At 63.4% G+C, this 22138-nt stretch carries 17 protein-coding genes; 13 read left to right on the forward strand and 4 right to left on the reverse strand.

Translation table 11 applies throughout. The features are described from left to right. Window positions 1-115: 115 nt before the first annotated feature. The 8 genes from B0T39_RS17390 to B0T39_RS17425 all read left to right on the forward strand — a co-directional run bounded on the left by B0T39_RS17390 (window position 116) and on the right by B0T39_RS17425 (window position 10269). Window positions 116-685 (forward strand): sigma-70 family RNA polymerase sigma factor, encoded by a 570-nt coding sequence (locus B0T39_RS17390; protein ID WP_081548787.1) that lies wholly within the window; start codon window positions 116-118, stop codon window positions 683-685. Further along, window positions 682-2481 (forward strand): ABC transporter ATP-binding protein, encoded by a 1800-nt coding sequence (locus tag B0T39_RS17395; protein WP_081548788.1) that lies wholly within the window; start codon window positions 682-684, stop codon window positions 2479-2481. The genes B0T39_RS17390 and B0T39_RS17395 overlap by 4 nt, the downstream gene beginning before the upstream one ends. Then, complete coding sequence (locus B0T39_RS17400) at window positions 2475-4244, forward strand: ABC transporter ATP-binding protein (protein WP_081548789.1); 1770 nt, start codon at window positions 2475-2477, stop codon at window positions 4242-4244. The genes B0T39_RS17395 and B0T39_RS17400 overlap by 7 nt, the downstream gene beginning before the upstream one ends. Further along, on the forward strand, window positions 4241-5185 hold the full coding sequence (locus tag B0T39_RS17405) for an ABC transporter permease (protein WP_043592528.1): 945 nt from the start codon (window positions 4241-4243) through the stop codon (window positions 5183-5185). The genes B0T39_RS17400 and B0T39_RS17405 overlap by 4 nt, the downstream gene beginning before the upstream one ends. Next, window positions 5182-6132 (forward strand): iron chelate uptake ABC transporter family permease subunit, encoded by a 951-nt coding sequence (locus B0T39_RS17410; RefSeq protein ID WP_081548790.1) that lies wholly within the window; start codon window positions 5182-5184, stop codon window positions 6130-6132. The genes B0T39_RS17405 and B0T39_RS17410 overlap by 4 nt, the downstream gene beginning before the upstream one ends. After that, window positions 6129-6911, forward strand: coding sequence for an iron ABC transporter ATP-binding protein (locus tag B0T39_RS17415; RefSeq protein WP_081548791.1), 783 nt, complete (start codon window positions 6129-6131; stop codon window positions 6909-6911). Before B0T39_RS17410 ends, B0T39_RS17415 begins: the two co-directional genes overlap by 4 nt. After that, a complete protein-coding gene (locus B0T39_RS17420) occupies window positions 6908-7897 on the forward strand; it encodes a siderophore ABC transporter substrate-binding protein (protein ID WP_081548792.1) in 990 nt (329 codons plus the stop codon). The genes B0T39_RS17415 and B0T39_RS17420 overlap by 4 nt, the downstream gene beginning before the upstream one ends. 131 nt (window positions 7898-8028) lie before the next feature. Next, window positions 8029-10269 carry a TonB-dependent receptor gene (locus B0T39_RS17425; RefSeq protein WP_081548793.1) on the forward strand — a complete coding sequence of 747 codons (2241 nt, stop codon included), beginning with the start codon at window positions 8029-8031 and terminating at the stop codon, window positions 10267-10269. 256 nt (window positions 10270-10525) lie between these two features. Here B0T39_RS17425 and B0T39_RS17430 read toward each other — a convergent pair whose 3' ends face one another. The 4 genes from B0T39_RS17430 to B0T39_RS17445 all read right to left on the reverse strand — a co-directional run bounded on the left by B0T39_RS17430 (window position 10526) and on the right by B0T39_RS17445 (window position 15494). Beyond that, the gene (locus tag B0T39_RS17430; RefSeq protein ID WP_176219592.1) at window positions 10526-11368 is read right to left on the reverse strand and encodes a fimbrial protein; all 843 of its coding nucleotides are present in this window, start codon (window positions 11366-11368) and stop codon (window positions 10526-10528) included. Window positions 11369-11694: 326 nt separating this feature from the next. Continuing rightward, window positions 11695-14106, reverse strand: coding sequence for a fimbria/pilus outer membrane usher protein (locus tag B0T39_RS17435; RefSeq protein WP_081548797.1), 2412 nt, complete (start codon window positions 14104-14106; stop codon window positions 11695-11697). Window positions 14107-14129: 23 nt separating this feature from the next. After that, window positions 14130-14861 (reverse strand): fimbrial biogenesis chaperone, encoded by a 732-nt coding sequence (locus B0T39_RS17440; protein WP_081548799.1) that lies wholly within the window; start codon window positions 14859-14861, stop codon window positions 14130-14132. 63 nt (window positions 14862-14924) lie between these two features. After that, a complete protein-coding gene (locus tag B0T39_RS17445; protein WP_081548801.1) occupies window positions 14925-15494 on the reverse strand; it encodes a fimbrial protein in 570 nt (189 codons plus the stop codon). A 424-nt stretch (window positions 15495-15918) separates the two neighbouring features. On the opposite strand from B0T39_RS17445, the gene B0T39_RS17450 reads away from it, so the two are divergent. The 5 genes from B0T39_RS17450 to B0T39_RS17470 form a co-directional block, all read left to right on the forward strand. Next, window positions 15919-18669 carry a type VI secretion system Vgr family protein gene (locus tag B0T39_RS17450; protein ID WP_081548803.1) on the forward strand — a complete coding sequence of 917 codons (2751 nt, stop codon included), beginning with the start codon at window positions 15919-15921 and terminating at the stop codon, window positions 18667-18669. Next, window positions 18666-19526 carry a hypothetical protein gene (locus B0T39_RS17455; RefSeq protein WP_081548805.1) on the forward strand — a complete coding sequence of 287 codons (861 nt, stop codon included), beginning with the start codon at window positions 18666-18668 and terminating at the stop codon, window positions 19524-19526. Before B0T39_RS17450 ends, B0T39_RS17455 begins: the two co-directional genes overlap by 4 nt. Before the next feature lie 129 nt (window positions 19527-19655). Next, complete coding sequence (locus B0T39_RS17460) at window positions 19656-20867, forward strand: WD40/YVTN/BNR-like repeat-containing protein (RefSeq protein ID WP_081548807.1); 1212 nt, start codon at window positions 19656-19658, stop codon at window positions 20865-20867. 124 nt (window positions 20868-20991) lie between these two features. Beyond that, window positions 20992-21786: an N-acetylmuramoyl-L-alanine amidase gene (locus B0T39_RS17465; RefSeq protein WP_081548809.1), complete on the forward strand. Its 795-nt coding sequence runs from the start codon at window positions 20992-20994 to the stop codon at window positions 21784-21786. Between the two features lie 115 nt (window positions 21787-21901). Beyond that, a partial coding sequence (locus B0T39_RS17470) for a transposase domain-containing protein (RefSeq protein WP_176219463.1) occupies window positions 21902-22138 on the forward strand: 237 nt, incomplete at its 3' end.

Here is a 22138-nt window from a genome sequence, read left to right on the forward strand (position 1 = left end):
GCATAATTAATGCAAAAGACATTGTGTGTTTGCGTTGAGTATGACGTATTGACAATGTCGATGATAATAATAAAAATGATTATCATTTGCAAATTCAAGTGAAAAGGAGAGGGGCGTGGACAATGGCCCGATCACTTTTCAGTCGCAATTGCAGAGCTTGTACCTGGATCACCACGGCTGGCTGTGCGGTTTGCTGCAGCGCAAGTTGGGCAATCCAAACGATGCGACGGATCTGGCTCACGACATTTACCTGCACCTCATTCAGAAAGGGCGGATTCCGCCGGCGGATGAATCCCGTTGCCACTTGGCGCAGATCGCCAAAGGCAAGGTGATTGATTTGCTGCGCCGCCGCCGCTTGGAGGCCAGCTATCTGGAAAGCCAGGCCCAGCAGCCGGAGCCGCGCGCGCAGTCGGAAGAGGCGCGCGCGCTGGTGAAGGAGGAGATCAAGGGGGTGGACCTGGCGCTGATGGGCAAGTCGTTCAAGGTGCGCCAGGCGCTGCTGCTGTCCCGGCTCAACGGCATGAGCTACGGCGATATCGCCGCGGAGCTTCAGGTGTCGGTGTCTTCGGTGGAGAAGTACGTTGCGCTGGGCCTGCAAGCCTGCCGGCGCAGCGTGGAGGCCGGCATGGAGCCGGGCGCGTGCAAGCAACAACCATTAATCCGTGTTGTAGAGGAGTTGTCATGAGTGTTGAGGAAGAGGTTTTGGGAGAGGCCGCCGCCGCCGGGCCTATCGCCCGTGTGTTGGCGCCGATACGCGGCCGGCTGATCGCCGCCGGCCTGCTGGCGGGGCTGGGCGCCATGCTGAGCCTGGCGCCGCTGGCCGGCGTCGCCCATATCGCGCAGCTGGCGCTGGGCCAGGGCGCGGCCGCGCTGGGCGGCGATGACTTGTGGCGGGTGGTGGGCCTGAGCCTGCTCTGCCTGTTTGCCGGCATGACGCTGATCCTGGCCGGCGATGTGGTGGCCCACCTGGCGGACAACCGCATCACCGGCCTGCTGCGGCTGGCCATTACCCGCCGGCTGGCCAAGGTGCCGCTGGGCTGGTTCACCAGCCGCGCCTCGGGCGAGGTCAAGCAGGCGATGCACGACGATATCGGCATCCTGCACAGCCTGACCGCCCATTTCTACACTACGCTGGGGCGCAGCGTGGGCGCGGTGCTGGCGTCCATCGTCTACATGTTTGCGATGGATTGGCGCATGGCCATCGCCTCGCTGCTGCCCTTCCCGCTGTTCTTCCTGTTTTTCGCGCGGGCGCACAAGGCCAGCGCGGCCAATATGGAGAGCTTTGGCGCGGGCATGGCGCGCATCAACAACGCGGTGGTGGAGTTCGTCAACGGCATTCCGGTGGTGAAGGCCTTTGGCGCGCAGCACAAGGCGCACGGCAGCTACCGCGCGGCGATAGACGCTTTCGCCAGCGCTTTCACGGATTTCACCCGGCCGCTGGTCAGCGCAATGGCCAACGCCAACGCCATCATCGCGCCGGTGTCGGTGCTGGGCGTGGTGCTGGCTTTTGGCGCGCTGATGGTGGGCCTGGGCTGGATCGCCCCGGTGGACGTCTTGCCCTTCGCCCTGGTGGCGCCGGGGCTGAGCTCGCCGCTCTTGATGCTGAGCTACATCACCCATGACCTTAACCACGCCACCGGCGCGGCCCAGCGCGTGCACGCGCTGCTGCAGACCCCGGTGCTGGAAACCGCCGCCGGCGCGGCGCGGCCGGCCGACGCCGAAATCCGCGTGGAAGGGCTGAGTTACGGTTATTCCGAGCAAGAGCCGGTGTTGTCCGGCATCGATTTCACGCTGGCTCCCGGCACGGTGACGGCCATCGTCGGCCCCTCCGGCGCCGGCAAGTCCACGCTGGCGCGGCTGCTGTTGCGCTTCTTCGACCCCAGCGCCGGGCGCATCACCCTGGGCGGCGTGGATTTGCGGCAGTTGGACAGCGCGGAGCTGTACCGGCGCATCGGCTTCGTCCTGCAGGACGTGCGCCTGATCCACGCCAGCGTGCGCGACAACATCGCGCTGGGCCGGCCCTCGGCCAGCCAGGCGGAGATCGAAGAGGCCGCGCGCACCGCCAATATCCACGAACGCATTCTCAGCCTGCCGCGCGGCTATGACTCGGTGATTGGCGAGGACGTGCAGTTCTCCGGCGGCGAGGCCCAGCGGCTGAGCATTGCCCGCGCGGTGTTGCTGGACCCGCCGGTGCTGGTGCTGGACGAGGCGACGGCGGCGGCCGACGCGGAAAACGAGGTGAAGCTGCAGCAGGCGCTGTCCGCCTTCGCCCGCGGCCGCACCCTGGTGGTGATCGCCCACCGGCTGGATACGGTGATGCAGGCGGACCAGATCCTGGTGGTGGACAAGGGCCGGCTGATTGAGCGCGGCCGCCATCAAGAGCTGCTGGCGCAGGGCGGCTGCTATGCGCGGTTGTGGGCGCAGGGCCATTACGGCAAGACCGGGGAAGTAGAACAGGAAGGATGGGTGCCGCAATGTTGAAAACTTTTATTCGGCTGCTGGGGGACGATGCGGCCAAATTGCGCCGCTACGCGTGGCTGACCTTGATTTACAGCCTGCTGTGCGGCGTGACCATTGTGCTGCTGGCGCCGGTGCTTAGCCATTTGCTGGCCGGCGAGGCGCGCGCGGCCGGCATGTGGCTGGCGGCGCAGGCGCTGGGCGTGGCGCTGTGCTGGGGCCTGCGGCGCAAGGTGGAAAAAGCCGGCATCGCCGTTGGCATCGCCGTGCTGCAAGGCGGGCGCCACCGGCTGGCCGAGCATGTGGGCAGCCTGCCGGTGGGCTGGTTTAGCGCGGGCAACACCGCCCGGCTCAACCACATCGCCACTCAGGGCATGATGGAAATGGCCCAGCTGCCGGCCCATGTATTCACCCCGCTGTTTGTCGGCGTGGTGACGCCGGTGGTGGTGCTGGGCGCGCTGTTCGCCGTCAATCCGTTGATGGGCTGGGTGGGGCTGGCCAGCCTGCCTTGCCTGCTGCTGGTGTTTGGGCTGACCGCGCGGCTGAGCCAGCGCGCGGACCAGGCTTATCAGCAAAGCACGGCTCAGAGCAGCCAGCGCATGGTGGAGTTCGCGCAGGCCCAATCGGTGCTGCGCGCCTTTAACGGCGAAAGCGGCGGCACGCGTTTTCTGGAGCAGGCCATCGCCCAGCAGCAGCAATCCGGCCGGCATTTGATCCGGTTGTCGGCGCTGTCCTCGGTGCTCAATGTGTGGGCGGTGCAGGCCAGCTTCGCCGCGCTGTTGCTGGTGGCCGCCTTGTGGCTGGGCGACCACGCCGGCCTGGGCCTGACCCCGGCCACGGTGATTCCGGCGCTGGTGGCGTTGATGCTGATGAGCCGCTTCATCGACCCGCTGCTGGATGTGGCCGGCTACAGCGAGGTATTGCGCGGCGCGCGCGGCCAGTTGCAGGCGGTGGCCAAGCTGTTTGAGGTGGCGCCCATGGCGGAACCGGCCCGTTCCGGCGCGCCGGCGGACGCCTCGGTGGAGCTGAACCGGGTGAGCTTCCGCTACGGGCCGGAGCAGGCGCCGGTGCTGAACGGGCTCAACCTGCGCATAGCGCCGGGCAGCATGACCGCGCTGGTGGGCGCGTCCGGCTCCGGCAAAACCACTTTGCTGCGCTTGATCGCCCGTTTCTTCGACGTGGACCAGGGCGAAGTGAAAGTGGGCGGCGTGGATGTCCGCGATCTGTCCAGCGAACGGCTGGCCGGCCAGATCAGCCAGATCTTCCAGGACGCCTATCTGTTCCAGGGCAGCATTGGCGACAACATCCGCATCGGCAAGCCGGACGCCAGCGACGCCGAAGTGTTGGCGGCGGCCCGGCTGGCCGGCGTGGAGGAAATCATCGAGCGGCTGCCGCAGGGCCTGGACACCGCGGTGGGCGAGGGCGGCGCGCGCTTGTCCGGCGGCGAGCGCCAGCGCATTTCCATTGCGCGCGCGCTGATCAAGGACGCGCCCATCCTGCTGGTGGATGAAGCCACAGCGGCGCTGGACACCGAAAACCAAGCCGCCATCGCCCAGGCGCTGGCGCGGCTGCGCGGCAAACGCACCCTGATCGTCATCGCCCACCAGCTGTCCACGGTGGAGATGGCGGACCAGATCGTGGTGTTGGAGGACGGCAAGGTGCGCGAGCAAGGCAGCCATGCCGAGCTGAGCGCGCGCTCCGGCCTCTACGCTCATTTCCTGGAGCAGCGCAGAAGCGCCAAGGGCTGGCGCATCACCGCGGCGCCCGTCGCAGAGGCCGTGTCTTGAAACGACTTGCCTTGCCGCTGCTGCTCTTGGCTTGCAGCGGCCTGTCTTTGATGGTGGGGGCCAAGCAGATGGCCTGGACCGGGCCGCTGGCCCTGTCCGACGACAGTTGGCTGACCCTCACCGCCAGCCGGTTGCCGCGCTTGGCGGCGCTGCTGCTGGTGGGGGTGGGGCTGTCGGTGTGCGGGGTGATTTTGCAGCAGATCGTGCGCAACCGTTTTGTGGAGCCGGCCACTTCCGGCGGGCTGGACGCGGCCAAGCTGGGCATTCTGGTGGGGCTGAGTTTGGTCCCGGAGGCCGGCAACCTGGGACGGATGCTGTTTGCGCTGGCTTTCTGTTTTGCGTCCAGCCTGGTCTTCATCGCCATCATCCGCCGCATCCAGTTCAAGAACACCGTGCTGGTGCCGGTGATAGGGCTGATGTACGGCAGCGTGCTCAGCGCCGTGGCCGAGTTCTACGCCTACCGCCACAACATCCTGCAAAGCATGCAGGGCTGGCTGCTGGGCGATTTTTCCAAGATCGTCGAAGGCAATTACGAGATCGTCTACCTGATCCTGCCCATCGTCGCGCTGGCTTATTGCTACGCCCACCGCTTCACCGTGCTGGGCATGGGCGAGGAGATGGCCGCCAGCCTGGGCCTGAGCTACGCGGCCACCGCGGCGCTAGGCCTGGTGCTGGTGGCGGTGACGGTGGCCGCCACCGTCATCACCGTGGGCGCCATTCCCTTTGTCGGCCTGGTCATTCCCAATCTGGTGGCGCTGCGCTGGGGCGAGAACCTGCAGCGCACGCTGCCCATCGTCGCCGCCTGCGGCGCCTTGTTGATGTTGGTCTGCGACATCATAGGCCGCCTGCTGATCTACCCGTTTGAAGTGCCCATCGGCCTGACCGCGGGCAGCGTGGGCGGCGTCCTGTTCCTGATGATGATTCTATGGAAGCACAAATGAGGGACGCCCTGATCCGCCGCGGCGTCTGGGCGCTGGCGGCGGCGCTGGCGCTCGTGTTCCTGCTGCTGGGCTCCGGCCTGGATTTCGATTACGTGATTCCCAACCGCCTGATCCGCCTGGCGGCGATGGGGGTGGCCGGCGTCTGTATCGCCGTGTCCGCGCTGACCTTCCAGACGCTGACCGGCAACCGCATCCTGACCCCGGCCATCATGGGTTACGAGGCGATCTACCTATTGCTGCAGGCGCTGCTGGTATTGCTGCTGGGCGCGCAAAGCCTGGCGCTGCTGGGCCGCCACGGCAACGCGCTGCTGTCCATCGCGGTGATGCTGGCCTATTCCTGGGCCTTGCACCGCGCGCTGTTCCGCAAGGAGCGCAACGATCTCTACCTGCTGTTGCTGAGCGGCCTGGTGCTGACCATGGTGCTGGGCACCTTTACCCAGTTCATCCAGCTCAAGACCAGCCCGGGCGAGTTCGCCATCCTGCAGGGCTTCAGCTACGCCTCCTTCAACCGGGTCCAGCCCGGGGCGCTGCTGTTCGCCGCGCTGCTGACCGCGGCCGCGGCCTGGCTGGTGAGCCGGCGGCTGGCGGTGCTGGACGTGCTGCTGCTGGGGCGAGAGCAGGCTATCTCCCTGGGCGTGGATTACCCCGGCAATGTGCGCATGCAGCTGGCGCTGATCGCGGTGCTGGCGGCGGTGTCCACCAGCCTGGTGGGGCCCACCGCCTTCATGGGCGTTTTCGTGGCCAACATCACTTACGCGCTGGCGCGCACCTTCCGGCACCGGGTCACGCTGCCCATGGCCTGCGCCATTGCCATCGCCATTTTTATTGCTGCCCAACTGCTGGTGGAGCAGCTGTTCAATTACAAAACCACCGTCAGCATCCTGGTCAACCTGGTGTGCGGCGCCTATTTCCTGGCGCTGATGGTGCGTAGCAGAGGACATGCATGATCACGCTTGAGCGCGTCTACAAGGCCTATGGCGACAAACAAGTGCTGCGCGACGTCAATCTCAGTTTTCCCTCCCGGCAAGTCACCTCGCTGATCGGCCCCAACGGGGCCGGCAAGAGCACGCTGCTGATGTCCATCGCCCGGCTGCTGAAGCCCAGCGCCGGCCGCATCCTGATGGACGGCGAGGAGATAGAGCGGATCCCGCTGCGCAGCTACGCCAAGCGCGTTGCCACCTTGCGCCAGCATCCCAATATCGGCCTGCGCCTGACGGTGGAGGAACTGGTGGGCTTTGGCCGCTTTCCCTACAGCCAGGGCCTGCTGAGCCAGGACGACCGCCGTGCGGTGGACGAGGCGTTGGCCTTCCTGGAGTTGGAGCCGCTGCGCGCCCGCTATCTGGACGAGCTTAGCGGCGGCCAGCGGCAGATGGCTTTTTTGGCGATGAGCATCGCCCAGCAGTCCGACTACCTGCTGCTGGACGAGCCGCTCAACAACCTGGACATGAAGCACGCGGTGCACATCATGCAGGCCATACGCCGGCTGAGCGAGGAACAAGGCCGCACCGTGATCCTGGTGGTGCACGACATCAATTTCGCCGCCAATTACTCGGACCACATCGTCGCGATGAAGGCGGGCGCGGTGCATGGCTGCGGCCCGGTGGCCGAGGTGGTCACCCAGGCGCGGCTGCGCGATCTCTACGGCCTGGCCGTGGACATCCTGCCCAGCGAGCGCGGCTTCGTCTGCAATTACTTCAATCCCTCACCCACTGGAGAAACCGTATGAGCATTCATAAGACGCCGCGCGCGCGCGCCGCCCTGCTGGCGCTGGCCGTGGCCGGCGGCCTGCTGGGCTGCGACGCCCGGCAGGCCAAATCCGAAACCGCCGCCGCGCCGACGGCCCAGGCCGCCTACGCCCCGCTCACCGTCAAGCACGAGCTGGGCACCACGCAGATCAACAAGCGGCCGGAGCGGGTGGTGGCCTTCGACATGAGCGAGCTGGACGCGCTGGACCAACTGGGCGCGCCGGTGGCGGGCATCTCCAAGGACTATGTGGCCGGCTTCCTGAAGAAGTACGAGCAGGACCCCAAGGTGATGGACGTGGGCACCACCATCCAGCCTAATCTGGAGCGGTTGCACGCCCTCAAGCCGGACCTGATCCTGATCTCCCCGCTGCAGGCGCAAAGCTATCCGGAGCTGAGCCGCATCGCGCCGACACTGCATTACGACATCGACCTCAACAACCGCCCCGGCCACACCCTGGACACGGCCAAGGAGCATTTGCTGACCCTGGGCCGGATTTTGGGCAAGGAGGCGCTGGCGCGCGAGAAAGCCGGCGAGATCGACGCCAAGATCAAGCAGGTGCGCGAGGTGACCGCCGGCCGCCCGGAGAAGGCCTTGATCGTGCTGCACAACAACGGCGCTTTCACCTCCTACGGCGTGCGTTCGCGCTACGGTTACATCTTCGACACCCTGGGGGTGAAGCCGGCCAGCAATGAGACCAGCAGCGGCCTGCACGGCCAGCCCATCTCCAATGAATTCATCCAGCAGGCGGACCCGGACATCTTGTACGTGATAGACCGCACCGCGGTGATGGAGCGGCGGCCGGCCCTGAACCTGAAAACCCTGGACAACCCGCTGTTGCGGCAGACCAAGGCCTGGCGCAATGGCAAGGTGATCTTCGCCGACGCCGAGACCTGGTATCTGTGCACCGCCAGCCTGAGTTGCCTGAACCGGATTGGGGATGAGGTGATCAAGGGCTATCGTAGTTAAACCTGTCGCGGCGCAACCTGACTTGACGGTGTGCTATCAAAAATGATTTTCATTTCTATTTGAGGGTTTCGCACTTTGCTTCGGAATACATAGTGAAGTGAAACAATCTCCTCACGTAGAAAGGAATCTGGATGTTGAGTCAGAAACGGTCGGCCTCCCCCATATCAACTACACGCCGACTCGCGCCGCAATCCGCCTTCCCGCTGAACAAACTTCTCTCCGCCACCCGCCTGGCCCTGTTGGTGGGCTTTGGCGGCATCGCCTTGGCTCCGACCGCGCTGGCGCAAGGCACGGACGCCGCGCCGGCCAAGGCCCAGGCCGGCAACAACGCGCCGGAACGGCTGGCGCCGGTGGTGGTGCAAGGCCGCCGCGTCTACGCCGGCGGCCAGCTGGCCACCGATAGCCGGGTGGGCGTGCTGGGCAATCTGGACGTGATGGACACGCCGTTCAGCACCATCAGCTACACCGAGGACTATGTCGAAAACCAGCAAGCGCGGGATATTGGCACATTGATCGGCGCCGCAGACGCCTCGGTCTATGTGGCTAGCAAACGATCCGTCAAAGAAACATTCAATATCCGCGGCTTCCCCACCTCCGCCAACGATATGACCTTCAACGGCCTGATCGGCATGGCGCCGAATCAACGCAGCTCCACTGAAATGGCGGCGCGGGTGGAAGTGCTCAAGGGGCCGTCCACCCTGCTCAACGGCATGCCGCCGGACGGCAGCCTGGGCGGCAGCGTCAACATCGTGCCCAAGCGCGCGGGCAACACGCCGCTGACTTCCATCACCGCGACTTATGAATCCGATAATATGCCCGGCATGCACGTGGATGTGGGCCGGCGCTTTGGCGACAAGCAGCAATGGGGCGTGCGCTTCAACGGCGTTTACCGCAACGGCGACACCGCGGTGGACAAGCAGAAGCAGGACATGGGCCTGGCCTCGCTGGGCCTGGACTGGCGCGGAGAGCGCGCCCGCGTCTCGCTGGACCTTTACAAGCAGCGGGAGAGGCTGGACGGTATCAACTACTTCGGCATCTCCTCCATCGCCTCAAGAGTGACACAGCTGCCCACGCCCAAGACTGGCGATTATCAGCTGGCGCCGGATTGGGCCGCCAGCATTAACAACACCCAGATGGCCATGCTGCGCGGCGAATACGAACTGAGCGATGCGCTCACCCTGTTTGGCGCATGGGGACAGCGGGACGTGGATTTCGACGCCCAGATCACCAGAAATGAATTGCTGAATAACGCCGGCGACATCAACATGAATGCCTTCCGCTTAATCAGCGATGGGACGCAGAAATCCGGCGAGGCCGGTGTGCGTGGTCATTTCGACACCGGCAAGATTCAACATAAATGGTCCTTGGTGGCCACGCGCTATACCTCGCAGTGGAACTACCAGAATGGCAGAGGGCCCTCCTTCACCACCAATTACTATGCGCCGTCCTTCGGACCCAAGCCGGCGTTCCGGTATATGGGCAGCAGCGTTGAGGACAAGCTGGACGGCATCGCCCTGGTGGACACCCTCTCCTTCATGGACGGCAAGGTGCAGTGGACGGTGGGCACGCGGCGTCAGAATGTGCAGAGCAGCAACTACGACGCCGCCGGCGCGCAAACCTCCAACTATGACCAAAGCCGCTGGTCCCCGGCCACCGCCTTGCTGGTCAAGCTCTCGGACCAGCTCTCGGTTTACGGCAACTACATTCAGGGCCTGAACAAAGGCGACACCGCGCCCACTGCGGCCAAGAACGCCGGCGAAAGCCTGCAGCCGTATCAGACCGAGCAGTACGAGCTGGGCGCCAAGCTGGATTGGGGCGGCATTACCCATAGCCTGAGCCTGTTCCAGATCGCCCGGCCCAGCGCTTACACCAGCCCGGACAGCAATGTCTTTGGCGTGTACGGCGAGCAGCGCAACCGAGGTTTGGAGTGGAGCTTCTGGGGCGAGGCCAGCCGCGGCCTGCGCCTGATGGGCGGCGCGTCCTACACCAAGGCCGAACTGACCAAGGCGCTGGACCCGACGCACCTGGGCAAGCAGGCCACCGGCGTGCCCAAGGTGATGGCCAAGTTGGGCGTGGAATACGATATCGCCGCTTTGCCGGGCCTGACCGCCACCGGCAACGCCCAGTACGTGGGCGAGCGCTTTGTCCGCGACAACAACCAGCTGTCCTTGCCGTCCTACACCCTGTTTGACCTGGGCGCGCGCTACACCACCAAGCTGGCAGCCAAGGAGCTCACACTGCGCGCGACGGTGCAGAACGTCGCCAATCGCGCTTACTGGACGGGGTCATGGAACGGCGGCGACGGCAGCGGCTTGTCCGGCGGCCTGGGCGCGCCGCGGACCTTGCTGCTGTCTGGCACCGTGTCGTTCTGAGAACCTGTTCATAGTCTGCTGCGCTTCGGCGATACGGCGTTGAAAACCACTTCGAAATGCTCATGTACCGTATGTACATTCCGCTTTCTCAGTGGTTTTCGCCTGGTCTCGCCCTTGCTCGCGAGACTTTGAACAAGCTCTGAGAACGTAAGAACGTAAATAGGATCTTAAAGGCCGGCATCGCATCCACTCAACGCCGCGGTTTTGACCGCGGCGTTTTCACGTCATGCCACGGCCTGGTCGCGTCGTCGTAGGCTTAATCAAAGCTCAGCTCCACCGTGGCGGCGGCATTGACCTCGCCGGGCTGGATGGGGGCGCCGTTAACGGCGTAGCGCACCACCATGGGCAGCGCGTGTTGTTGCCTGGCCGCCAGGCTGGTGAACTCGGTGCCCAGTACATACGCGCCGGTTTCGCCCTGGCGCTGCAGCTCCAGCCCAATGCCTTGGGCGTTGTTTCGCCCGCCGGCGATGCTCAGCAGCGTGCTGGTGGTCCCGAGCGGGTTGGCGTCGCTCATCTTGGCGTTGATGCTGGTGCCGGGCGCGCAGTCCAGATCGATCTGGAAGCGGGTGTCCCCTGTGCGGCCGGTGCCGACGAAGTCGCTGGTGCTGACGTCGGGCAGGGGGATGGTTTGGCCGGCATTTTTGAACGAGCAGCCTATCACCCTGATGGCGGGCTGATTGAAGGCGTAGGTGTAGAGCGGCTGTCCGTGATCGCCGCCTTTCTTGTTCTTGTAGTTGACGGTATAGCTTTCCGGATTGAGCCGACCAGATGTCACCGGGCCTGTTGTGACCAGCTCGATAGTATCGGTAATGGTGACGGTATCGTTCAAGGGCATGCCGCGTAGATTGGTGCCGCCATTGTTCAGACTGGTGGTGCTGAAGGTCTGAGATTTTCCGGAGTGGGTATTGCTGTTTATCCAGCGAATGCCGATGCCGGAAGTTTGGGTTTTTCTGACGCCGCTAAGCGATGAGCTGCCGTTGTCGGTGTTGCCATAGGACAAAAAGGCGTACCAGCTGAGTTGGCGACCTGCGTTTTTTTTGTCGCATTTGATCGTGGTTTTCAGCTCCTGTTTGGCGATCAGGTGTCCGTCGGACGCCATGTATGGAATCACCAAGGGATCGGGAAGCGCTGGAGTGATGGTTGATGAAATCACTGCACAATCGGCATGGCTTGGGCGGCTGCAACTTCCCAGCGTTAATAGCAAGACGAGGCAGGCCAGCAGCGGGCGGCGGGTAGGCGACGTGTGCATTTGGGTATCCTTTTCTTTGATTAAACGCGGCGCGTAGAACCTATTTACGATCTTGCGAGCTAGAGCGAGACAAGGCGAAAACCGCTGAGAAAGCGGAATGTACGCGTGGTACATGAGCATTTCGAAGCAGTTTTCAACGCCGTATCGCCGACGCGCAGCAGATCGTAAACAGGGTCTTAGAGGCAGGGCAGCTCCAGCCGCTGGTAATGACGCCCCGGCTTGGCGGGCGGCAGCTTATAGCGGGCGGTGCAGCCGCCGTCGCTCCATTTCACGGCCAGCAGGCCTTGCGGCTGTGTGAGCAAGAGCAGCGTCCGGCCTTGCGGGTCCACGATGCCCAGCGGCTGGCCGGCGACGTTTTCTACGCTGGCGCCAAACGGCACCACGCCGCCGTCGCGGCGACGCAGACTGAATTGAACGCGGCGGCCGCTGCGCGCCTTGAACACGGCCTTTACCACCGCGCCGCGGCGCGGCACTACTTGCTTGACGCTGTCTTCCAGTTCCAGCGCCGCGCCCAGTTTGCGGCTGTCCAGGCTCAGGCTGTTGGCGCGGTAAGGCTGGGCGTCGGCGCGCACGGTGTAGCCGTTGCCGCTCAAGCCGGCGGCGCCGTCCACTTGCAGCAGGGCGAAGGTGTCGCCGACGGCGCGGCTGAGGTTGACGCCGCCGGCGTGGACGACGACGGCGCCGCTGGCGCCCAGGCTGGCGGATTGATGGTGGCGCGCTGTGCTGTAAGCGGCGCTCAACTGCGCGACATCGCCCTGATGGACGCCGCTGGCGCTCAGGCTGGCGTCGCCCTGGCTGTCGCGGCTCACGGAGACGGTATAGCTGTCGGCCTCGCCCAATTGGCCACTGAGGCTGGTGTGCAGCGCGTTGCGGCCAAGCTGGGCGCTGAGCTGCGGGGCGCGCCTCCCGGTGTCCAGCGGCAGGCTGAAGCCCAGCATGATCTGGCTGGAGCCTTGGCCGCGGCCGTCGCGGCTCCGGCTGAGGCTGAGGTGGTAGTGAAACTGTTTCCAGCGATGGCTGTAGGCCAGGTTGAAGCTGTGGCTGGCGCCGGGCCGGCCCCAATAGTTCTGGCGGCCGAGGCTGAGATAAAGGCTGCCGCGGCGGCCCTCCCGGCCCAGGGTTTGTTGGGCGCTTAGGTCTATCCGGGCGCGAGCGCGGTGTTGGTTGGCGCGCTGGGCCAGGTCCGCCGCGTGGTCGTTGAAGCTGCGGTAGCCGGCGGTGGAGTAGCGGTAAGCCGCCAGGGTGAACTGGGTCTGGGTGCTGGGCAGGGCCTTGTGGTACAGCAGACGCAGGCTTTGTCCCTGGCTGCGCGGGCCTTGGGCGCGGCTGAGGGATTGGCTCAGGTCCAGCGACAGCGCGCCCAGCGGCGTGTTGGCGCCCAAGCCCAGGTTGACGGCCTGGAAGCGCGGCGAGAGCTGGAAGCCGGCGGCCACCGTGCTGTCGTCGCTGAGGCCGTAAACCAGCGCGCCGGCGGCCAGCCCGGGGCGGGCCGCTTCGCCGCCTTGGTACTGACCCAGCGCGGCGTGGTATTTCCAGCGGCCTCGGGCCTGCATCAGCGGCAGGCTGGAGAAGCTTTGATGGCTGATGCGGCGGCTGCCGTCGGCTTCGGTCACTGTGATCTCCAGTTCGCCGTTGGAGCCTGAAGGGGCGATGTCGGTGAATTCGAACGGGCCGGGAGGCACGTCGGCGCGGCGCAGCACATAGCCGTTCTGACGCACTTCCACCGTGGCCTGGCTCTGTGCCTGGCCGCGGACCACCGGCCGGTAGCCGCGCTCGCTGTCCGGCAGCATGGCGTTGTCCTGGCTCAGTTGCGCGCCGCGAATGCGCACGCTGTCGAACAAGACGGTGTCGGTGTATTGCTCGCCCAGCGTCAGTTGGCTGCGCAGCGCGGTGATGTCGCGTTGCAGCAGGGTGCGGTTGCTGCGTATCTCTGCGGCTTGGCCCGTATTCCAACTGAGGGTGGCGTCGTTTCGCAGCCGCCAGTCGCCCAGATTGAGCCCGTTTTGCAGGCCGAGATAAAACTGGCGGCTGGCGCGGCCGTCCTGGCCACGGCTGTATTGGCTACTCAATTGATAATTGGCGTAAGCGGCGTTGACGCCGGCGTCCCACAGCGCCGGGTCGACATAGCCGTCCGCGCGGCGCAGCAGATGGGCTTGGGGCACGCTCAGTTCAAGTTGCAGCCGGGTGGAGTCGTAGCGGACTTGCGCGTGCTCCAGGCGCCGGGGCAGATCCACGCAGGCCTCGTCGCCGGCACGGGACGCTGGCAGTTTGACGGCCAGCTTACGCAGCAGCGCGGCGTCCAGGCAGGGGCGGACTTTGCCGTCCGGCTCCTGGCGGAACAGGATGTCGCGGCGGTCCGCCAGTTGATGGTTGAGCAGGATGTCCACGCGATAGCTGCCGGGCAGGACGTTGTTGCCAGCGTTCAGCACCGCTTTGAGATCCGCCGCTTGCCCGTCCAGTTTCAGAAAGCGGGTGTTGAAGGCAGGCACGTCCGCCGCTTGCGTCTGCGCGCAGGCGATCAGCCAGCAGGCGCAGGCCAGACGGCGTGCCGCGCCGCGGGCAGGGGGCGTAAGCGGTAGGGTTCTCATCGGGTTGCGGACCGGCGGCCGGATCAGGGTTCCAGCCGCTGCGGCTGGACGGACGCCGAGCCGTGCAGCCGGGCTTCAAAAGCCTGGCTGGCGCCAAAATCGTTGATGATCTGGTAGCGCAAGCGCGCGTCGTCGGCGGTGTCGGCGGGCAGCGACCATTGTCCGCCGGTGTCGGGAGCCAGCATCCGGGCGCGGCTGATTTCCTTGGATTTTCCGCCGGAGAGCAGGGTCAGGCCGGTCACGGTCACGTGGTAGCGGCTGGGGTTGTCCGCTTGCAGCCAGCTATTGCCGCGCTCGCGCCGCAGCCGCCAACGCAGGCGCTCCGGCGCTTGCAGCGCATCGCCGTCCAGGCCAGGCGGGCGGTAGAACACCTTGACGCGCTGGCGCACCGCCAATTGCAGCACATTGCCTTTCCCGGCGGCCTGCGGGATTTCCTGCACATTGAGCCAGAAGGCGGTTTCTTGTTGATCGGACGCGCCGGCGCCGGCGTAGAGGATGCGCAGCAATTGCTCCTGTCCGGCCGGCAGCCGCGTTAGCGGCGGAGTGATGGCGAAGGGCAGTTCGGCCTTGTCGCCGTCCAGCGCTTCCAGCCAGGATTGCACCAAGATGTCCGCGCCGTGGTTGCGCACGGTGACGGAGGCTTCCGGATGCGCACCGTCAAAAATGACGCGTGTGCCGTTGAGGCTGATGCCGGCGTTAGCGTGGGACATGGCGAGCCAGGCCGCCAAGCCGGCGGCTTGCAGCAGGGTTTTCATGATGGGGCCCTGAAAATAGACAACGGCGGGAAGCCCGCCGCTGTGGGTGGAAGCGAGGAGGGCTTAGTCGTAGCTCAGTTCGAAGGGGAGGTCGGCTTGTACGGGGCCGGCGGACATCGGGGTAGCTGTCGAGTCCTTAACGTAAGCGGCATCAAACGTTATGGTTTCGCTTGCTTTTGGAGAGGATTTGTCCAGCAGCTTTTCAGACAAGAGGTTATAGCTTGTTCCCGTACCTTGTTTATATAGTGCGATGCCAACGCCAGCCGCCGCCGAGCCGCCGGCGGTGTTCTTCAGAATGAAGTTTTGGCCTGTGACCGTGTTGGTGCTGTCTAGAGCCTTGAGGGACACGGTCAAATTTTTAGCGCCCGTGCAGGTAATGGTTATTGAGTGCGTTTTGGGAGCACTGGGTGTGCTCGCCAAGGCTTGCACCTTGTCCATGGAGATCTCGTCCAGAGTCACGTTGATATCGGGAATCGCCATCGCCGCACTGCCGTTTACCGAGCAACTGGGCGCAGTGACTCTGCCAGTGAACTTGATGGTGCCGGTTCGGGTGACGGCGGCGGCTTGAGACGCCAGCGGAAGCGCTGCGGCGAAGACGGCCGCCAGGGTGAGGAGGGCGTGCTTTTGTTTCATTGTGGTCTCCAATGGTTGCGGCGCGCAGGTGCTTGGCCTGGGCCTTGAGTGGAGACGGCATGATAAAAACACATTCAATTCAGGTCTTTAGCGTGGTTTTGAACGCCTCTTACCTTTTCTTACCAAGTCATAACTTTCCTTGTTTTGACTTTTTAATGCCGGCAAACAAGGTTTAAGCCGCTTTAGTTGATTGATAAGAGTTTAAACCTGTCCTTTTGGCCAGTTTTGTGAAAATGGCAATTTTCTTGGATTGCCCGCTAAGTGCCGGTTATCTAAAATGTTTTGGCTCAAATTTTGTCATCTCCACCCTCATTACGCCTCACGGCCCCCATCCGCAGACCAGGTCGAAGCCCGTCGCCATGGGGGCTTTGCATAAGGCCGGTTTGGGGGTGTTTTGATTTTGGATAGTTCGAAGGACCGCCCCATGGACCTCAGCACCCTGCTCGCCAGCTTCGCCTCCGCCTTCAACCAAGACCAACGCCTGCTCACCCTCAGCCTGGGCGACGGCAGCGTGGCGGCCGAGCAACTGCTGCCCCTGAGCCTGGCCGGCGAGGAAGGCGTGTCCCGGCCCTACGCCTACCAGCTCACCTGTCTGTCCCCGGACGGGGCCATCGAACTCAAGACCCTGCTCGGCCTGCCGGCCCGCATCGGCATCCTCGACGCCGCCGGCGCGGAGTCCTTGCGTTGCGGCGTGGTGTCCAAGGTAGAGAGCCTGGGCTCGGACGGCGGTTTCAGCCGTTATCAGCTCACCATCGAGCCGCCGTTCGCGCTGCTGCGTCATCGCGTCAGCTCGCGGGTGTTCCAGGACCTGTCGGTGCCGGACATCGTCACGCAGATCCTGGCCGAGCATCAGCAGGCCAACCCGGTGTTCGCCCGGGTGCAGACCTTGGACTTCAAGACCGGCCCGGCGTCGCCGCGCAGCTACTGCCTGCAATACCGCGAATCCGATTACGACTTCATCGTGCGGCTGCTGCACGAAGAGGGCTATGCCTGGCGTTTCGATCACCTCGACGGCGACACACCACAAGTGCGCTTGGTCGCCTTCGACGACCCCTACAGCCTGCCGCCGGCCGGCGTCGAGCGCGTGCGTTTCCACCGCAGCGACGCCACCGAGGCCGAAGACGGCCTGACCGAGTGGAAGGCCCAGCGCCAGATCGTCCCCGGCGCGGTGGCCTTGGCCAGCTTCGACTACCAGCCGGTGCAAACCCAGCACAGCGGCGACGACAGCCGCATCGACCAGGGCCAGAACGGCAAGGCGCTGCAGTCTTCTTTGCACGACTACGACCCGCAATCGCTGTACTACGCCGGCGACGCCGACCAGCTCAGCCACTACGCCCAACTGCGCCAACAAGCGCATGACCTCAAGGCCAAACAATTCAGCGGCGGTGGCTCGGTACGCGGCCTGGCCGCCGGCCAGTGGTTCCGCCTGGACGACCACCCGGCCCACGACGGCGACAGCAGCGAACAACGCGAATTCGTCGTCACCCGCCAAGCCTTAAGCGCGCGCAACAACCTGCCGGCGGACCTCAAAGCCTTCCAGGATGGCAAAGAAGCTCAACCCTTCCGCGCCGACTTCGACGCCCAACGCCGCGGCGTGCCGCTGACCCCGGCCTACGCCCACACCGAACTGGCCAAGCCCAAGTCCCGCGGCGTACAGACCGCCACCGTGGTGGGACCGCAAGGAGAGGAAGTCCACACCGACCAGCACGGCCGCATCAAGGTGCAATTCCACTGGCAGCGGCCAGACGAACACCCGAGCATCGGCGCCAACCTGGACGACAAATCCTCCTGCTGGCTGCGCGTGGTCATGCCCAGCGCCGGCGCCGGCTGGGGCCACCAATTCATCCCGCGCATCGGCCAGGAAGTGCTGGTCGACTTCATCGAAGGCGACATCGACCGCCCGGTGATCACCGGCGTGCTCTACAACGGCAGCCACCCCCCGCCGGACTTCAGCGGCGCCGGCGCCTTGCCGGCCAACAAAACCCTGTCCGGCATCAAATCCAAGGAACACCAGGGCGGCCAGTACAACGAACTCTTGTTCGACGACACGTCGGGCGAAGTCAGAGCCAAACTCAGCTCCGAGCCGGGCAAAACCCAGCTCAACCAAGGCTTCCTCACCCAGCCGCGCAGCAACGGCAAAGCCGAACCGCGCGGCGACGGCTTCGAACTGCGGACCGACAACCACGGCGCCATCCGCGCCGGCCACGGCCTGCTGCTGTCCACCGAAGCGCAAAACGGCGCTGGGGGCAAACAACTGGCGCGCGAACAAGCGCAAAGCCAGCTGGACGCGGCCTTGAGCCTAAGTCAAAGTCTGGGGGACACCGCCAGCGGCCAGCAAGCGGATACCATGGAAACTGGGCCGGACAAGGTCAATCCGGACAATAGCAAGGCGGGAAAAGGAGATAAGGGGCATCTACAGCACCAAGCCGCCGCCTTGAAAGCCTGGGAGGCGGGCAGCAACACCGACAAGGACGGCAAGACCGCCAAGGAACAGACCGGCCGCCAGCCCTTGCTGGTGATGTCCGCGCCGGCCGGCATCGCCAGCCTGAGCCAGCAAAGCCAGACCGTGGCGGCGGGGACCAATCTGGACCTGGTGGCGCAGCGCGACACTAACCAGACTAGCGGCCGGCGCTGGCTCCACAATGTGGGCCAGCACATCAGCTTGTTCGTGGCGGGGGTCAAGGATCAGATTGCGCTGAAGCTGATTGCGGCCAAGGGTAAGGTGCAGATGCAGGCGCAGAGCGACAGCATTGAGGTGACCGCGGACAAGGACGTGACGGTGACTTCCTGCAAGGAAAGAATCACCGTAGCGGCCAAGCAGGAAATCCTGCTCAACGTCAGCGGCGGCGCTTACATCCGCATCGCCAGCGGCAATATCGAACTGCATTGCCCCGGCAAGGTGTCGGTGAAGGGCGTCAGCCATCAGATGAGCGGGCCAACAAGTCTGACTCAGGCTGCACAGGACTTCCCGGCGATGAAAGGCCAGTTTGACCAGGCTTTCAAGATCAAATGGGATGGAATTGATTTGCCTGCCAGCAAGGTACCCTATCGTCTAAAAACTCCAGATGGCAAAGTCATTATGGAGGGCATCAGCAATGAGCTAGGCGAGACGGGACTTGCGACCAGTAAAGTGCCTGACGGCATTCTCATTGAAATTCTGAAAGATGTGCGATGAATAATGGTAATCAAGTATTAACGCGCTCCCAAAGCATTCATACCACGGATTCAGACAAGAACAGACCAGAAGTCCCACACCGGGTCTGCGATATAGACGTGCCCCCTGCCGCAGAGAGCATTATTGGGCATTGTGAGTTTTACTACCGCCCTCTGCATGAGGAGTATGTTAAGAAGTCTGGGGTTACTTCATTGAAGGCGCTGTCAGCTTGGGCAAGTACATGGAATCCATGGGATGATATGATTGTTGCGGCCAAGCTGCTGAGAAACCGCGACAAGCTGATATTGGCAAATAGCTCGAACGACAATTGGTCACGTCACGCCAGCTTTATGATGAGACATATTGGATGTGGGCATAAACCGCCCGACTACTATGTGAGCTATGGATACTATTACTGTTCAAACTATGGGAAGAAACTTTTTCCTCGTCTAAGTTCTGCTGGCCAGGAGTGGTTGGAAAATGGTCGCTGGTTCTTGCAGAAGAATATGGAAAAAGGGTTGAGCGATAATATGATGGGCAATACCCTTTCTATTCCTTGTAAGCGTTATCCCAATCGTTCCGTCGCATCGACAGCCCCTAAGAAGGGACTCGAGATAGATAACGCTAAATTCAAACGCTTCGCTTTCGATACTCATGTGCCGGCTTACTTGGATGCCGGTTTAGCTGACTTGCCGGTAATGGACTTGGCTATGATAGGTGGTCAGCCAAACATTGAGGAATGGCTAGATAAAGACACCTGGCGACAAGCGATAGATAGCGGCATGGAGGTTGGCAATGACTGGATCAAAAAAGGGAAACAAGCAGGTCAAGATATGGTGGACTCAGCTCTTAAGCGTTTAACGTCGGTATTTAAGTAAATGGCCAAGACTATCTTGCCGCTGTTTCCTGGGCGTGGGGTACGCTTGGCGGTTAAATGGATTGTGTATGCAATAGTGGCGGTATTGGCGCTCAGCTCCGCTGCATATGGACTTTATAAGGCGTTTAGTATGTGGAATTACGAAACCGACCTGATGGAACAAGACAAGCCTTATGGCGGCGGCGATCTGCGTGTCCATGGCCGGCAGCTCTTCATCTTCAAGCCGATTGGCCCCGAGATCAAGTTCAAGCCGGTGGCCGAGCGTAGCCGGCCCGGGGTGCCGGAGGTGCAGGAGCCCTGGATGAACGACGTCAAGGAGGTTAGCAACCGCTCCACGGTCAGGCTGCTGCGCGGCGATATGGAACACGGGGTCAAGCGCATTTTCGAGCAGCGCGGGCAGAATGGGGCCTGGTGGCTGTCCGCCGATTGGAAAACCATCTATGTCTCCACGGACTGGATGAATTTCAAGCTGCCGGCGGGGCCGGACGGTTATGGTCAAGGCTGGCACGCTTTGTGGAAGTCCGAGGATGGAGGCGCCAACTGGCGACAACTGCCATGGCCGGAACGCATCCAGCCTGGCCAGCCGCTGTTCTTGAACGACGGCAAACGTGGTTATCTGGTGGCGGAAGGCATGCGTATCTGGCGCACCCGCGACGGCGGCGAGCATTGGGAGGCCTTGCCGATGCCCTCCTGGGCCAATCAGCGGCTGATGGCCAATCCGGACGGCAATGGCTTGTCGCCCATGGTGCCGGACACCCGCGCTCGTTTTGATGCTTTCGATCTGGCGGAGGACGGCACTTTGCGCCTGTCGTTCTATGTGCGGCAGGCGCGCTTGGGAGGCAGTTTCGGCACGGTGGAGGAAAGCGCCTTGTTGTATAGCCTGCCTTGGGATGTCAAGGCGGAGGATCTGCCGTTGAAATGGATGCGCCCGGAGGCGGTGTTCAAGCAGCAGTCCATCGTCGACATCAAGCCGGCTTTGGGCGGAGGCCTGCATTTGATTGCCTTGCAAGGTCAGTTGCAGCCGGAGAAGGTGGCGGAGGAACAATTGCGGCCGGCGGCCTATGTGTTGTGGAAACAGGGCGAGGAGGCGCTGCGCCATGGTTTCGAGCCGCATGTGATTCCCGGTGCCTTGTTTGTCGGCAAGCAGGATCAGTTGGTGCTGGCGGGAGACAGCCAGCAGCCGGGCCAGGCGATGCGGGATTCGATCACTTTGACCAGCACCGATGGCGGCCGCAAATGGAGCGAAACCAATGACGGTTCCGCGTTTGCCTGGTTCTATGAGGCGGAAAGCAATCGCATCTGGAAATATCAGGCTCATTCCCTGTATTGGCGCGGTTTGTAGCCGCGGCGGCCGGTGGTGACGCCCGTCACCCCCGCCGAACCCCTGCGGCTGGGAGGACTCAGACTCTATGTGCCGGCTGTCTGGCCGGCCGCATCCCTTCCCATTCCCCTCCTGGAGATTCTTCATGACGCCCATCCTGTTCAATACCTATCGCTCGGTCCAAGGCTTCAACAAACGCGTCCGTTTCCTGATCCTGCATTACACCGCGCTGGACTTCGCCGGCTCCATCAAGGCGCTGACCGGTTCCGGCCAGGTGAGCGCGCATTATCTGGCGCCGGACCCTTGCGACCCCAGCTATCAGCAGGCCGGCTTCAAGCAGATGAATCTGTTCAATCTGGTGGACGAGAACGACCGCGCCTGGCATGCCGGCGCCAGTGCCTGGGATGGCCGCAGCAATCTGAACGATTCATCCATCGGCGTGGAAATCGTCAATCTGGCGCGGGAGGAGAAGGGCGGCATGGTGTTTCCGCCTTTTCACCCGCAGCAGGTGGAGGCGGTGACGGAATTGGCGCGAAACATTCTGGCGCGGTATCCGGACATCAGCCCGGTGAACGTGCTGGGCCATTCCGACATCGCCGTGGGCCGCAAGAGCGATCCGGGGCCGATGTTCCCGTGGCTGGAGCTGCATCAGGCCGGGGTGGGCGCGTGGCCGGAGGCGGAGACGCAGCGCAAGTACGCGCGGCAGTTCCAGCAGCAGGGTTTGCCCAGCCGGGGGAAGATGCTGGAGGCGTTCAAGCATTACGGCTACGAGGTGGCGGCGGCGGGCGACGACGCCGGTTTCGCCACCCTGGTGCGCGCCTTCCAGATGCATTTCCGCGCCGGCGATTACCGCGGGGTGATGGACGTGGAAACCGCGGCCATCCTGTTTGCCTTGCTGGAGCGTTATTGGCCTAAGCGCTTGGCCCTGATCAAGCTTTGACGCTGTTTGTCCGCAACGCGAAACCCGGCCGCCAGGCTAATGCCAGTCAGTTAAGACTTGCGGATGTAAATCCAGTAAAAAGGGGACATGTTCATCATGTTCCCTTTTTCGCTGCATGAGCCTACTACAACGCGCCTTACATGACACGCTGCCACACGCCCCTTCTCGGCTAGAGACATTGGCCGCATTGATTGACCCTGCCTGGATCGAGCAAGCACTCGCCGTTACCGGCAAAGCCTCCATTCGGCGCCGCAAACTTCCTGCTGAGCATGCCGTCTGGTTGGTCATTGGCTTGGCCCTCTTTCGCAACTTGCCGCTATGGCAGGTCGTGCAGCAATTGGCTCTGAGCCTC

It is taken from the genome of Chromobacterium haemolyticum, assembly GCF_002081825.1.
GTDB classification, from domain to species: domain Bacteria; phylum Pseudomonadota; class Gammaproteobacteria; order Burkholderiales; family Chromobacteriaceae; genus Chromobacterium; species Chromobacterium fluminis.

What these genes read in the sequence shown, in the direction of transcription:
- B0T39_RS17430 (WP_176219592.1), bottom strand. Translation starts at nt 11,368, where the DNA reads ATGGCGTCCGACGGACACCTGATCGCCAAACAGGAGCTGAAAACCACG.
- B0T39_RS17460 (WP_081548807.1), top strand. Translation starts at nt 19,656, where the DNA reads ATGTGGAATTACGAAACCGACCTGATGGAACAAGACAAGCCTTATGGC.
- B0T39_RS17455 (WP_081548805.1), top strand. Translation starts at nt 18,666, where the DNA reads ATGAATAATGGTAATCAAGTATTAACGCGCTCCCAAAGCATTCATACC.
- B0T39_RS17440 (WP_081548799.1), bottom strand. Translation starts at nt 14,861, where the DNA reads ATGAAAACCCTGCTGCAAGCCGCCGGCTTGGCGGCCTGGCTCGCCATG.
- B0T39_RS17410 (WP_081548790.1), top strand. Translation starts at nt 5,182, where the DNA reads ATGAGGGACGCCCTGATCCGCCGCGGCGTCTGGGCGCTGGCGGCGGCG.
- B0T39_RS17425 (WP_081548793.1), top strand. Translation starts at nt 8,029, where the DNA reads ATGTTGAGTCAGAAACGGTCGGCCTCCCCCATATCAACTACACGCCGA.
- B0T39_RS17420 (WP_081548792.1), top strand. Translation starts at nt 6,908, where the DNA reads ATGAGCATTCATAAGACGCCGCGCGCGCGCGCCGCCCTGCTGGCGCTG.
- B0T39_RS17450 (WP_081548803.1), top strand. Translation starts at nt 15,919, where the DNA reads ATGGACCTCAGCACCCTGCTCGCCAGCTTCGCCTCCGCCTTCAACCAA.
- B0T39_RS17445 (WP_081548801.1), bottom strand. Translation starts at nt 15,494, where the DNA reads ATGAAACAAAAGCACGCCCTCCTCACCCTGGCGGCCGTCTTCGCCGCA.
- B0T39_RS17415 (WP_081548791.1), top strand. Translation starts at nt 6,129, where the DNA reads ATGATCACGCTTGAGCGCGTCTACAAGGCCTATGGCGACAAACAAGTG.
- B0T39_RS17465 (WP_081548809.1), top strand. Translation starts at nt 20,992, where the DNA reads ATGACGCCCATCCTGTTCAATACCTATCGCTCGGTCCAAGGCTTCAAC.
- B0T39_RS17395 (WP_081548788.1), top strand. Translation starts at nt 682, where the DNA reads ATGAGTGTTGAGGAAGAGGTTTTGGGAGAGGCCGCCGCCGCCGGGCCT.
- B0T39_RS17435 (WP_081548797.1), bottom strand. Translation starts at nt 14,106, where the DNA reads ATGAGAACCCTACCGCTTACGCCCCCTGCCCGCGGCGCGGCACGCCGT.
- B0T39_RS17400 (WP_081548789.1), top strand. Translation starts at nt 2,475, where the DNA reads ATGTTGAAAACTTTTATTCGGCTGCTGGGGGACGATGCGGCCAAATTG.